The sequence below is a fragment of the Massilia sp. IC2-278 genome (assembly GCF_020708045.1).
Classification (GTDB): domain Bacteria; phylum Pseudomonadota; class Gammaproteobacteria; order Burkholderiales; family Burkholderiaceae_D; genus Telluria.
Genome location: NZ_JAJFES010000004.1, coordinates 187,099 through 199,908, shown reverse-complemented (window position 1 = coordinate 199,908; position 12,810 = coordinate 187,099). Strand labels below are relative to the sequence as shown.

Annotated in this window: 14 protein-coding genes; 13 read left to right on the top strand and 1 reads right to left on the bottom strand. The window is 65.5% G+C overall.

Features of this window, described 5'->3' with window-relative positions:
- Positions 1–40: 40 nt before the first annotated feature.
- From LK540_RS10785 to LK540_RS10760, 6 genes are read left to right on the top strand one after another with little or no spacing between them, the layout of a single operon-like run.
- Positions 41–694 (top strand): YqgE/AlgH family protein, encoded by a 654-nt coding sequence (locus tag LK540_RS10785; RefSeq protein WP_374041349.1) that lies wholly within the window; start codon positions 41–43, stop codon positions 692–694.
- A 2-nt stretch (positions 695–696) separates the two neighbouring features.
- Positions 697–1,089 (top strand): Holliday junction resolvase RuvX, encoded by a 393-nt coding sequence (ruvX, locus tag LK540_RS10780; RefSeq protein WP_229437299.1) that lies wholly within the window; start codon positions 697–699, stop codon positions 1,087–1,089.
- A complete protein-coding gene (gene pyrR / locus LK540_RS10775) occupies positions 1,076–1,603 on the top strand; it encodes a bifunctional pyr operon transcriptional regulator/uracil phosphoribosyltransferase PyrR (RefSeq protein WP_229437298.1) in 528 nt (175 codons plus the stop codon). The genes ruvX and pyrR overlap by 14 nt, the downstream gene beginning before the upstream one ends.
- Positions 1,587–2,564 carry an aspartate carbamoyltransferase catalytic subunit gene (locus LK540_RS10770; protein WP_229437297.1) on the top strand — a complete coding sequence of 326 codons (978 nt, stop codon included), beginning with the start codon at positions 1,587–1,589 and terminating at the stop codon, positions 2,562–2,564. Before pyrR ends, LK540_RS10770 begins: the two co-directional genes overlap by 17 nt.
- Positions 2,565–2,575: 11 nt before the next feature.
- Complete coding sequence (locus tag LK540_RS10765; RefSeq protein WP_229437296.1) at positions 2,576–3,859, top strand: dihydroorotase; 1,284 nt, start codon at positions 2,576–2,578, stop codon at positions 3,857–3,859.
- Between the two features lie 60 nt (positions 3,860–3,919).
- Positions 3,920–4,669: a lysophospholipid acyltransferase family protein gene (locus tag LK540_RS10760; protein WP_374041353.1), complete on the top strand. Its 750-nt coding sequence runs from the start codon at positions 3,920–3,922 to the stop codon at positions 4,667–4,669.
- A gap of 7 nt (positions 4,670–4,676) precedes the next feature.
- On the opposite strand, the gene LK540_RS10755 is transcribed toward LK540_RS10760, so the two are convergent.
- Complete coding sequence (locus LK540_RS10755; RefSeq protein WP_229437294.1) at positions 4,677–5,522, bottom strand: symmetrical bis(5'-nucleosyl)-tetraphosphatase; 846 nt, start codon at positions 5,520–5,522, stop codon at positions 4,677–4,679.
- Positions 5,523–5,760: 238 nt separating this feature from the next.
- On the opposite strand from LK540_RS10755, the gene rfbC reads away from it, so the two are divergent.
- The 7 genes from rfbC (at position 5,761) to LK540_RS10720 (ending at position 12,672) form a co-directional block, all read left to right on the top strand.
- Positions 5,761–6,312 carry a dTDP-4-dehydrorhamnose 3,5-epimerase gene (rfbC, locus tag LK540_RS10750; protein WP_229437481.1) on the top strand — a complete coding sequence of 184 codons (552 nt, stop codon included), beginning with the start codon at positions 5,761–5,763 and terminating at the stop codon, positions 6,310–6,312.
- A gap of 315 nt (positions 6,313–6,627) precedes the next feature.
- Positions 6,628–7,725, top strand: coding sequence for a glycosyltransferase family 4 protein (locus LK540_RS10745; RefSeq protein ID WP_229437293.1), 1,098 nt, complete (start codon positions 6,628–6,630; stop codon positions 7,723–7,725).
- Positions 7,726–7,801: 76 nt separating this feature from the next.
- Positions 7,802–8,113, top strand: coding sequence for an H-NS family nucleoid-associated regulatory protein (locus tag LK540_RS10740; protein ID WP_229437292.1), 312 nt, complete (start codon positions 7,802–7,804; stop codon positions 8,111–8,113).
- A 285-nt stretch (positions 8,114–8,398) separates the two neighbouring features.
- Complete coding sequence (locus tag LK540_RS10735) at positions 8,399–9,784, top strand: phosphomannomutase/phosphoglucomutase (RefSeq protein WP_229437291.1); 1,386 nt, start codon at positions 8,399–8,401, stop codon at positions 9,782–9,784.
- Positions 9,785–9,795: 11 nt separating this feature from the next.
- The gene (gene waaC / locus LK540_RS10730; protein ID WP_229437290.1) at positions 9,796–10,776 is read left to right on the top strand and encodes a lipopolysaccharide heptosyltransferase I; all 981 of its coding nucleotides are present in this window, start codon (positions 9,796–9,798) and stop codon (positions 10,774–10,776) included.
- Positions 10,773–12,056 (top strand): lipid IV(A) 3-deoxy-D-manno-octulosonic acid transferase, encoded by a 1,284-nt coding sequence (gene waaA / locus LK540_RS10725; RefSeq protein ID WP_229437289.1) that lies wholly within the window; start codon positions 10,773–10,775, stop codon positions 12,054–12,056. The genes waaC and waaA overlap by 4 nt, the downstream gene beginning before the upstream one ends.
- Positions 12,057–12,156: 100 nt before the next feature.
- Complete coding sequence (locus tag LK540_RS10720; protein ID WP_229437288.1) at positions 12,157–12,672, top strand: YcxB family protein; 516 nt, start codon at positions 12,157–12,159, stop codon at positions 12,670–12,672.
- The last annotated feature ends 138 nt before the right edge of the window (positions 12,673–12,810 follow it).

Sequence of the window (12,810 nt, the reverse complement as noted above, 5' to 3'; positions counted from 1 at the left end):
TAGTGGACAATCAGCGCGTCAGCCAAGAGAGAGTCAGCGTATGAAGAAGAGTAAAGTCGTCACCACTCTGCCCATGGCCGGCCTGTCACAGGGAAGCGAAACCCTGGGAAACATCGGTCCGGCCGCGTCTGGGTTGAATTTAGCTAACCATTTCCTCATCGCCATGCCGTCCATGGAAGATCCGATCTTCGGCGGCGCGGTGGTGTACATCTGCGAGCACAACGAAAAAGGCGTGCTCGGGGTCGTCATCAACAAGCCGACCGACATGACCATGGACGTGCTGTTCGACCGCATCGACCTGAAGGTGGCCGACGGCCTGCGTTCCGGCGTGGTGGACGAGCCGATCATGTTCGGCGGCCCGGTCCAGGACGACCGCGGCTTCGTGCTGCACAGCCCGGGCGGGCGCTATTCGTCCTCGCTGAACGTCACCGAGGAAGTCGCCTTTACCACCTCGATCGACGTGCTGGAAGCGGTCGCCGGCGGCACCGGTCCGGAACGCATGCTGGTCTCGATCGGCTACGCCGGCTGGAGCCCGGGGCAGCTGGAAGAAGAACTCGCGCGTAACGGCTGGCTGACGGTAGGGGCCGACGCCCACGTGCTGTTCGACCTGCCGATCGAGGAGCGCTACAATGCCGCCATCAAACTGCTGGGCATCGACCCGATGATGCTCGCCACCGAGGCCGGCCATGCGTGACAATGCCTGACATCGTTTTTGGATTCGACTTCGGCGTCAAACGCATCGGCATCGCGATGGGCAACACCCTCACCGGGCAAGCCCAGCCGCTTTCCATTGTCGATGCCGTCGACAATGCCACCCGCTTCAAGCTGATCGGCGCGCTGATCGACGAATGGCGCCCGGCGCGCCTGGTCGTCGGCGAGCCGCGCCATCCCGACGGCGCCGAGCACGACATGACCCTGCGTGCGCGCCGCTTCGCCAACCAATTGCACGGCCGCTTCAACCTCCCCGTCGAACTGGTCGACGAACGCTATTCCTCCGCCGTCATCCCCGCCAAGCGCGGCGAGCGCATCGACGCGAAAGCGGCCGCCATCATTTTGCAACAGTACTTTGACGACCATGCCAACAACTAACATCGACTTCGATGCCGAGGCGCTGTACCGCACCTTGCTCGAACAGGTACGCACGGGCCTTGCCGGCGTGCCGGATGCCGCCATCGTCGGCATCCATTCGGGCGGCGCCTGGCTGGCCGAGCGCCTGGCCGGCGACCTCGACCTGAAGAACCGCCTCGGCTTCATCGACGTCTCGTTCTACCGCGACGACTACGCGAAAAAGGGCCTGCACCCGGACGTGAAGCCGACCCACATCGGCTTCAACGTCGACGGCGCCACCATCGTGCTGGTCGACGACGTGCTGTTCACCGGCCGCACCACGCGCGCCGCGATCAACGTGCTGTTCGACTACGGCCGCCCGCAGTGCATCCGGCTGGCGGCACTGGCCGACCGCGGCGGGCGCGAACTGCCAGTGGCGCCCGACTTCGTCGGCGTGCGCACCACGCTCGAACCGGGCCAATCGCTGTCGCTGGCGCGCGATGCGGCCGGCCAACTCTCGCTGACCATCGAAGACGACAATGCCGAAACTGCATAATCATCCGCAACTCAACAAGAACGGCGAGCTGCAACACCTGCTGACCATCGAGGGCCTGCCGAAGGCGATCATCCACCACATCCTCGACACCGCCCAGAGTTTCGTCGGCATCTCTGACCGCGAAGTGAAAAAGGTGCCGCTGATGCGCGGGAAAAGCGTGTTCAATTTGTTCTTCGAGAACAGCACGCGCACCCGCACCACCTTCGAGATCGCCTCCAAGCGCCTGTCGGCCGACGTCATCAACCTGAACATCCAGGCCTCGTCGACGTCCAAGGGCGAGTCGCTGCTCGACACCATCGACAACCTGGCGGCCATGCACGCCGACATGTTCGTGGTGCGCCACGCGCAGTCGGGCGCGCCCTACCTGATCGCCGAGCACCTGAACCGCATGGGCCAGAAGGACATCCACGTCGTGAACGCCGGCGACGGACGCCATGCGCACCCGACCCAGGGCCTGCTCGACATGTACACGATCCGCCACTACAAGCAGGACTTCACCAAGCTGCGCGTGGCGATCGTCGGCGACATTTTGCATAGCCGCGTGGCGCGTTCGGACATCCACGCGCTGACCACGCTGGGCGTGCCGGAAGTGCGCGCCATCGGCCCGCAAACCCTGCTGCCGGGCGGCCTGGAACACATGGGCGTGCGCGTGTTTAACAACATCGAGGAAGGCCTGAAGGACGTCGACGTGATCATCACGCTGCGCCTGCAGAACGAACGCATGTCGGGCGCGCTGCTGCCCTCGGCCCAGGAATACTTCAAGAGCTATGGCCTGACGTCGGAGCGCCTGGCGCTGGCGAAATCCGATGCCATCGTGATGCACCCGGGTCCGATGAACCGCGGCGTGGAAATCGATTCGGCGGTGGCCGACGGCAAGCAGGCCGTGATCCTGCCGCAGGTGACCTTCGGCATCGCGGTGCGCATGGCAGTGATGAGTATTTTGGCGGGAGGCAGGGCTTGAACTTCGCACGCATGAAACTTCATATCAAGAACGGGCGCCTGATCGACCCGGCAAACGGCATCGACCGCGTCGCGGACCTGTTCATCGCCGACGGCAAGGTGGCGGCGGTGGGCGAGGCGCCCGACGGCTTCGCGCCCGACAACACCATCGACGCCAGCGGCATGGTGGTCGCCCCCGGCCTGGTCGACTTGTCGGCGCGCCTGCGCGAGCCGGGCTACGAATACAAGGCCACGCTGGAGTCCGAGATGCAGGCGGCGGTGCAGGGCGGCGTGACCACCCTGGTCTGCCCGCCCGACACCGACCCCGTGCTCGACGAGCCGGGCCTGGTGGAGATGCTGAAACACCGCGCGCGCAACCTCGACCTGGCCAACGTCCACCCGCTCGGCGCCCTCACCATGGGCCTGAAGGGCCAGGCGCTGACCGAGATGGCGGAACTGACCGAGGCCGGCTGCATCGGCTTCGCCCAGGCCGAAGTGCCGATTTTAGATACCAACGTGCTGCTACGCGCGCTGCAGTATGCGAAAACCTTCGGCTACACGGTCTGGCTGCGTCCGCAGGATGCCCACATCGGCCGCGGCGGCGTGGCCCATAGCGGCCCGCTGGCCTCGCGCCTGGGCCTGTCCGGCGTGCCGGTCATGGCCGAGACCATCGCCCTGCACACCATCTTCGAGCTGGTGCGCTCGACCGGCGCACGGGTCCACCTGTGCCGCATCTCGTCGGCCGCCGGCATCGAGCTGGTGCGCGCGGCGAAAGCCGAGGGCCTGCCGGTCACCTGCGACGTCGGCGTGCACCACCTGCACATGACCGACGCCGACATTGGCTTCTTCGACTCCAACGCGCGCCTGACGCCGCCGCTGCGCAGCCAGCGCGACCGCGACGCCATCCGCGCCGCCCTGGTCGACGGCACGATCGACGCCATCTGCTCGGACCACACCCCGGTCGACGACGACGAAAAGCTGCTGCCGTTTGCCGAGGCCTCGCCCGGCGCCACCGGCCTGGAACTGCTGCTGTCGCTGACCCTGAAGTGGGCCGAGGAGCTGCACGGCAACGAGGCCCTGCTGCGCGCGCTGGCGAAGATCACCTCGCAGCCGGCGCGCACCGCGGGCCTGGCGGCCGGCCGGCTGTCCCCGGGCGCGGCGGCCGACGTGGTCGTGTTCGACCCGGATGCACGCTGGACGGTCGACGGCGCGGCCTTGGCCAGCCAGGGCAAGCACACGCCTTTCCTCGGCTTCGAGGTCACCGGGCAGGTACGCGCCACGGTGGTGGGCGGGCGCATCGCTTATCTGCGTTCATAACGGCGCTAACAGGCACGGCGCGGCGCTCCACGGCGCCGCGTTCATCTTTCCTCCTCCATGATCCGTTTGCGGCTAGCCTGGCGCCTTGCGCGTGTTTTCCTGCACCTGCTGGTGGGGCTGGGCGCCTGCGCGCTCGTCTTCCCGTGGGCGCGGCGCGGCCTGCGCGACGCCGTCACGCGGCGCTGGTCGCGCCGGCTGCTGGGCATCTGCGGCGTGCGCGTGGAAACGGCGCCGGGCAGCGCGGTGCTGGAGCACGCGCTGTTCGTCTCGAACCACATCTCCTGGCTCGACATCTTCGTCATCAATTCGCTGTACCCCTGCCGCTTTGTCGCCAAGGCCGAGATCCGCGCCTGGCCGGTGCTGGGCTGGCTGGTCGCGGCGGCCGGCACCGTGTTCATCGCGCGTGGCAACCGGCGCGAGCTGCGCCACATCTTCAAGGGCATCGTCGGCGTGCTGGCGCTGGGCGAGCGGGTGGCCTTCTTCCCGGAAGGGACGGTGGCGCACCAGGGGCAGGTGCTGCCTTTCCATGCGAATCTGTTCGAGGCGGCGATCGATGCCGGGGTGGCGGTGCAGCCTTGCGCGCTGAGCTACCTCGACGAGACGGGGGCGTGGCATCCGAACGTCGACTATGTCGGCGAGATCACCTTTGTCGACAGCATTTTCACGATCCTGCGCGGCGGGCCGATCCGGGCGCGGCTGCAGCCGCTGGCGCCGATCGATGCGGTGGGGGCGCACCGGCGCGAGCTGGCGCAGGCGGCGCATGATGCGGTGGCCACGGCGCTCGGCGGTACGACGGTCCGCCCCACGTAAAACCCGGTCACGCCTTGCCGGCGTGCGGCCGATACTCCGGACAATCCACCTGCAACAGCGTCCGGTCGTCCAGGCACACCGCGGTCAGCTTCCCGCCCCACACGCAACCGCTGTCCAGTCCCACCAGGTTCGGCCTGAGTACCAGCCCCAGCGCCGACCAGTGCCCGAACACCACCGTCACCTCATTCGTGCGCCGTCCCGGCAGATCGAACCAGGGCACCAGCCCCGAGCCTTCCGGCCCGTTCTCGCTTTCCTTGTGCGCGAAGTCCATGGTCCCATCCGGCAGGCAGAGGCGCATGCGGGTGAGGGCGTTGACGATGCAGCGCAGGCGCGGAATGCCCTCCAGTTCGTCGTCCCAGCGGTCCGGCTGGTTGCCGTACATCTGGGACAGGAAATCGATCCAGTGCCCGCTGCGCAGCATGGCCTCGACTTCGCCGGCCAGGGCCATGGTCTGGGCCGCGTCCCATTGCGGCGCCACGCCGGCGTGCACCATCAGGTGGGCGTCGACGAACATCGCCAGCGGGCGTTGGCGCAGCCAGGCGATCAGCTCATCGCGGTCGGGGGCGGCCAAAATCTCGTCCAGGGTGTCGGACTTGCTCGCCTTCTGGGCGCCGACGGCCACCGCCAGCAGGTGCAGGTCGTGGTTGCCGAGCAGGGCCTCGACCCGGCCCGCGCTCGCTTCCGACAGCGCCTTCATGCGCCGCAGCGCCATCAGCGATTCCGGGCCGCGGTTGATCAGGTCGCCGACAAACAGGATGCGGGCCTCGCCCCCCGCATCGTCGGCGATCTTGTCGAGCAGGGCCTGGGCCTCGTGGGCGCAACCCTGGAGGTCGCCTATGACATATGTTTTCATCGTGTGTGTTTGTTGCGCGCGGCGGCTGCGCGCCACCGCGCCTGTTCTTGTTCGATAATGCCGGCAGGTGCCGTGCCTGCATACTAAATGATTTCAGCGGTGGCCGGTTCGCAGGCGGCTTGCGGCGCCCGCCGATCGCCCCGACAATGGCGGCCCTGCCCAAACCCGAAAGACCTGTTTCCAATGCCAGACACTCCATCGAATTCCCGCCGCAGCCGCCGAATGGATGGGTGCTGACATGAAGGTGCTGGCCACTGCCTTTCCCGGGGTCCTGCTGATCGAACCGGCCGTGCATGCGGACGACCGCGGCGTATTTTTCGAAACCTTCAATGCGCGCGCCTTTGCGCAGGCCACCGGCTTGCAGGTGGAATTCGTCCAGGATAACCAGTCGGTATCGCGGCCGAATACCGTGCGCGGCCTGCATTACCAGGTTGGGCTGGCCCAGGGCAAACTGGTGCGCGTGGTAAAAGGCGCGGTATTCGACGTGGTGGTCGACATGCGCCGTGGTTCGCCGCATTTCGGGCGCGCGATGTCGACCGTGCTCAGCGAAGAAAACCGGCGCCAATTATGGATACCGCCCGGTTTTGCCCATGGATTCCTGGCGCTGGGCGAAGGCGCCGAATGCGCCTACAAGATTACCGAATACTGGTCGCCTGCGCATGAGCGCATTCTTTTATGGAATGACCCGGCATTGGGAATCGACTGGCCGCTGGCGGGCGCGCCGGTCATCTCGGAAAAAGACCGCAAGGGCCAGCTTTTGCAGGACGCCGAGGCTTATGATTTTTCCTGAGGTTTGCTCCTTCGGCTCAATATCGCTTCCGCAAGCCGTTTCTCCAGGTTTGTTTCTGTAAAGTTAGCTCCGTCGGCATTTCCGCCACACCCGATTTCGCTCAATCGTGCCTCGAGGCGGCACGATAAACTGATGTGTTCGGGCTGGGAAGCTTATCCGGTTACAATGTAAATACGCTTTCTGCAGGAATGGCGCAATGCCGCCCCAGGGTGTCCGGCATTGCGGCAGGTGCCCGCGTGTGTTTCGTATTGTCGTACAGCCCGGCCATATTGCGCCGCAGGCCGCTGCCTGCCGAGTCGGAACCGCTGGATAACCATGTTCTCTTTCCTGGTAAGCTTTATCTGTTCCACCCTGCTGACCCTGCTTGTCATCAAGCAGGCAAAATTGTACGAGCCTGCGCTCGACAGCGATTTCCAGGGTGTGCAGCGCGCCCATACGCACCTGGTGGCGCGTATCGGCGGCTTGCCGATTTATTTCGCGGTCGTCGTTAGTGCGTCGATTTCGATCTGGCGCGAGCCGCCGCTGGTACACACCATGCCGGCGCTGCTGTTCTGCGCCCTTGTCGCCTTCAGCGGCGGAATCGTCGAGGATTACACCGGCACCGTGCGCGCCTCGCGCCGGCTGCTGCTGACCATGGCGGGCGCCTGGCTGGCTTACATGCTGCTGGATGCGAAAATCGCGCGCCTCGATCTGCCATTCGGCGTTTATTCGCTGTCGGCCTGGATCGTCCTGCCGCTGACGGTATTGGCCGTGGCCGGCATTGCGAACGCGGTGAATATCATCGACGGCTTCAATGGCCTGGCCAGCATGGTGACCATCTGCATGCTGCTCTCGCTCGCCTACGTGGCCTTGCAGGTGGGCGACGTATTCGTGCTGGTGGCGGCATTGACGGTGGCCGGCGCCACCGCCGGCTTCCTGGTCTGGAATTACCCGGTGGGCCTGATATTCCTTGGCGATGGCGGCGCCTACTTTATTGGATTCATGCTCGGCGAACTGGCATTGCTGCTGGTGATGCGTAATCCCGAAGTATCGACCTGGTATGCGGCATTGCTGCTGATTTATCCTGCATTCGAAACGGTATTTTCCGCTTATCGGCGCATGTTTGTGCGCGGCAAATCGCCTGCCGTCCCCGATGGGATCCACCTGCACAGCCTGATTTTCCGGCGCGTGGTGAGGTGGACGGTGGGCAGAAAAGAAGCGCGCGCACTGCTGAAGCGCAATGCGCGGACCTCGCCGTATTTGTGGCTTTTTTCGCTCATGGCGGTGATACCGGCGACTTTATTCTGGCAGAATACAAGCGTACTGATAATTTTCTGTTTATTGTTCGTTATCAGCTACCTCTGGCTGTATGCGCGTATTGTTCGATTCAGGTCCCCACGCTGGCTGATTTGGCGCAAGAAGGACTGGCAATAAATCGCCAATGTAGTATATTGCGACATTTGGTGAGAATTCACCTGAATTGGATTAACCCAACTCTCGAGGAACGAAGATGGATCTGTCAAATATGTCGGTAGGTGATTTGCGCAACCTGCAGGAGCAAATCAAACAGGAAATGAAAAAGCGCGAAGTACAGGAAGTGCAGAAGGCGCGCGAACAAATCCTGGCAATTGCCCAGAGCGTGGGCGTACCGCTGAAAGATCTGATCGCCACCAATGCCCGCGGTGCGAAAACCGGCTCGGTCGCCGTGCGTTACCGTCACCCGGATAACCAATCCCAGCAATGGACCGGCCGCGGCCGTCAACCGAAATGGGTCAAGGAATGGGTCGAAGGCGGCAAGTCGCTCGACAAGCTGCGCGTTTGATGCGGTAATGCGCATTCGAATCGCCCGCTCGATGCTCGTCTGATATTCATTCGACGCACGCGCGGCGCGTATTTGATTCGCATTTGATTCGCATGTAATGCCTCCGTTCGCCGGCGCTCGCCGGCGAATGCACCGCGCAATGCGGCCAATGGGTTTCCCCATTGGCCGCGCTTGCCGCTACAATACTCCCTGTTTTGTCATCCCTCTAACATTTGGCGAAGCTGCGCGCTTTCCGCACAAGCGGTGGCCTGTGCATGCTCGACGCCGGACTCATCAAGGTAAAACATGGTTGCTCTCTCCAAGACGATTTTCAAGGCATATGACATCCGCGGCGTGATCGACAGCACGCTCGACGCCGGCGTGGCGCGCAGCATCGGCCAAGCCTTTGGCAAGGCCGCGCTGGCCAAGGGCGAACGCAAGGTCGTGATCGGCCGCGACGGCCGCCTGTCGGGCCCGGCCCTGGCCGCCGCCCTGGCCGAAGGCCTGCAGGCCGCCGGCGTCGACGTCGTCGACCTCGGCATGGTCGCCACCCCGATGGTCTATTTCGCCACCAACGTCCTCGAAGGCACGCGCTCGGGCATCATGGTCACCGGCAGCCACAACCCGCCCGACTACAACGGCTTCAAGATGGTGCTGGCCGGCGAAGCGATCTACGGCGACGCCATCACCGGCCTGTACGACAGCATCCAGGCGCACGACGGCAAGGACGCGGAGCAGAAGGGCGCCTATTCGACCCACGACATCCGCGCCGCCTACATCGAGCGCATCGTCGGCGACGTGAAAGTGGCGCGCCCGATCAAGATCGCGGTCGACTGCGGCAACGGCGTGGCCGGTGCCTTTGCGGGCGACCTGTACCGCGGCATGGGCTGCGAAGTCGTCGAACTGTTCTGCGAAGTCGATGGCCACTTCCCGAACCACCACCCGGACCCGGCACACCCGGAAAACCTGCAGGACCTGATCCGCGCGCTGCAGAGCAGCGACGCCGAGATCGGCCTGGCGTTTGACGGCGACGGCGACCGCCTGGGCATCGTCACCAAGGATGGCCACATCATTTATCCGGACCGCCAGATGATGCTGTTCGCGGCCGACGTCCTGGAGCGCAACCCGGGCGCCGAGATCCTGTACGACGTGAAGTGCACGCGCCACCTGGGCCCGTGGATCGAGCAGCACGGCGGCCGTCCCCTGATGTACAAGACCGGCCACTCGCTGGTGAAGGCCAAGCTGAAGGAAACCGGTTCCCCGTTGGGCGGCGAAATGAGCGGCCACATCTTCTTCAAGGACCGCTGGTACGGCTTCGACGACGGCCTGTATTCGGGCGCGCGCATGCTGGAACTGCTGACTCGCCACGCCGACCCGTCGAGCGTGCTGAACGCGCTGCCGATCGCCACCAGCACCCCGGAACTGCACCTGCACCTGCAGGAAGGCGAGAACTTCGCGCTGATGGACAAGCTGCGTGCGGATGCGAAGTTCCCGAGCTCCGAGAAGATCAACGACATCGACGGCCTGCGCGTCGAGTATGCCGACGGCTTCGGCCTGGCGCGTTCCTCGAACACCACGCCGGTGATCGTGCTGCGCTTCGAGGGCGAGAATCCGGAAGCGCTGGCGCGCATCCAGGATGAATTCCGTAGCGTGATCCTGGCCGCCAAACCGGAAGCCGAACTGCCGTTCTGAAGCGAGCCTGCATGAAGATTCTGCTGGTGCGGGTATCGTCGCTGGGCGACGTCCTGCATAACCTGCCGATGGTGGCCGACCTGCTGCGCCACCATCCGCATGCGACGATCGACTGGGTGGTCGAGGAAGGCTACGTCAGCCTGGTGCGCCTGAACCCGCACGTACGCAAGATCATCCCGTTCGCGCTGCGGCGCTGGCGCAAGGGCCTCGGCAAACCCGAGACCCGCGCCGAGATGAAAGCCTTCTGGCGCAGCCTGCGCGAGGAAGAATACGACCTCGTGTTCGACACCCAGGGCCTGCTGAAGACCGGCGTGATCATGGGCGCCGCGCGCATCAAGCCGGGCGGACGCAAGGTCGGCCTGGCCAACGGCAGCGAAGGCTCGGGCTACGAGGGCATCTCGCGCTTCTTCCACACCGAGAGCATTCCGCTCGACCCGCGCACCCACGCGGTGGCGCGCGGGCGCCTGGTGGCGGGCGCCGCGCTCGGCTACGCGGTCGACACGCCGCCGGACTTCGGCCTGCCGGCGCCGGACACCGTGCCGAGGCCGGACGGGCTGCCGCAGGAAGGCTATGCCGTGTTCTTCCACGGAACCGCGCGCGACGCCAAGAAGTGGGCGCCGCAGAACTGGATCGCGCTCGGGAATGCGCTGGCGCCGATGCCGGTGCTGCTGCCCTGGGGATCGGAGAAGGAAAGACAGGAAGCCGAGGCGCTGGCCGCCGGCATCCCGAACGCGCGCGTGCTGCCGAAACTGTCGATGATGGATGCCGTCATCGTGGCCCAGCAGGCCGCGCTGGCAATCGGCGTCGATACCGGCCTGACCCACATCGCCGCCGCTTTCTACCGGCCGACGGTGGAAATCTATGCCGACTCGCCGAAGTGGAAGACCGAAGGCAACTGGTCGCCGCGCATCGTCAACCTGGGCGAGATGGGCGCGCCGCCGTCTGCCGACGACGTCATCGCCGCGGCCCGTGGCCTGCTGCAAACCGTATGAACCGTTCCCTGTATTCGCTGCTCTGGTGGCTGGCGCTGCCGCTGGTATTGGGGCGCCTGTGGTGGCGCGGACGCAAGGAGCCGGGTTACCGCCGCCACATCGGCGAGCGCCTGGGCTTCTACGGCGCACGCCTGCCCGCACGCCGGACCTTCATGGTGCACGCCGTGTCGGTGGGCGAAACGCGCGCCGCCGAGCCGCTGGTCGAAGCGCTGCTGGCGCGCTGGCCCGATTGCCGCATCCTGCTGACCCACATGACGCCGACCGGCCGCGCCACCGGCGCCGCGCTGTTCGGCAAGCACGGCGAGCGCGTCGTGCAATCATTCCTGCCCTACGATACCGGCTTCATGGTGCGACGCTTCCTGCGCCACTTCCGGCCCCGGGTCTGCATCCTGATGGAGACCGAGGTCTGGCCGAATCTGATCGCCGGCTGCGCGTGCGAGAAGGTGCCGGTGGCGCTGGTGAATGCGCGCCTGTCCGAGCGCTCGCTGCGCCGCGGCCAGCGCTTCGGCGGCATCATGATGGATGCGGCGCGCGCAATCACGACCGTCGCCGCCCAGACCGATGACGATGCGCAGCGCATCCGCTCGCTGGGCGCATCGCAGGTGGCGGTCACCGGCAGCATCAAGTTCGACGTGCTGCCGCCCGAGGCGGCTTTAACGAAGGGCGCCTGGCTGCGCGCACGGATCGGCGCACGGCCGACATTCCTGTGCGCCAGCACGCGCGACGGCGAAGAAGAATTGATCCTGGATGCCTGGGGACGCCTGGCTGGCAAGCCGGCGCATGCGCTACTGGCGATCGTGCCGCGCCATCCGCAGCGCTTCGACGAGGTGGCGCAGCTGGTGGCGGCGCGCGGCCTGTCGCTGCAGCGGCGGTCGCAGCTGATAGACACAACAGAGGACACGGCCGGCGTCGACGCCGACGTGCTGCTGGGCGACTCGATGGGCGAGATGTTCGCCTATTACGCCGCCTGCGACTGCGCCTTCATCGGCGGCAGTCTGCTGCCGCTGGGCGGGCAGAACCTGATCGAGGCCTGCGCGCTGGGCAAGCCCGTGCTGGTGGGCGAGCACACCTTCAACTTCCTGGATGCGACGAACGAGGCGGTGGCGGCCGGTGGGGCGGTGCGCGTGGCCGATGCCGATGCGCTGGTGGCGCAGGCGGCGCACCTGCTGCGGGACACCGGCGCGCGCGCGGCGATGGGTTCCCAGGCCGCGGCCTGGGCCGGGCGCCACCGCGGCGCCACCCTGCGCACTGTTGAACTCTTGCAACGGATTATCGCCTAGCTTTTGATACCATTGCTTTTTGAGTTCGGTAGAAAAGGGGATGCGCATGTTGTCGTCAAATCACCCGGGACCGGCACGCAATGGACAACCGATGGCGATCATGGCCCATCAACCTGCCGATGGCAGCGACGAAGGTTTCTACAGTGCCGCATCTGGTATGGGTAACGGCGCTGGTGCCACCACTGGTGCACCATCCAGCCCCGCCGCGGCAGTCTTATGCGACCTGCATTTCTTTGTCCGCTACACGCTGCGCGAATACATCGGCTTCATGTGGCAGCACGGCGGCTTCCTGATCCGGCGCCGCCGCATCCGCTGGCCTGCCAGCCTCTACCTGCGCATCAAGAGCACCGCCAGCGCGGCCATGCACTTCGTGCTGCTCCGGCGCGGCAAGCGCACCTATGAATTCACCATCGACCGCCACGGCATCGTGCGCACCAGCGGCGGCGTGACCCTGATCGACTGGGCCGACGTGACGGCCGTGCGCACCTATTCGCGCGGGTTCATGATGGTCCTGAAGCGCGGGACGCTGCCGATTCCGTTCCGCTGCCTGAACGAGGCGCAGCAGCGCGGGATGCAGTTGCTGGCGGATGCGCGGCGGGAGAATGCGCTGCGCTAAGCGCACGCTGGCGGCATGAACAGCGTCGCGGTATTTTAATGTTCTATACAGCGTGGACTCGGGAGTCCACCCTACGAAAACCGGTTTTGTAGGGTGGGCACTTGTGCCCATGCGGTACACCATCCGATCATTCGATAT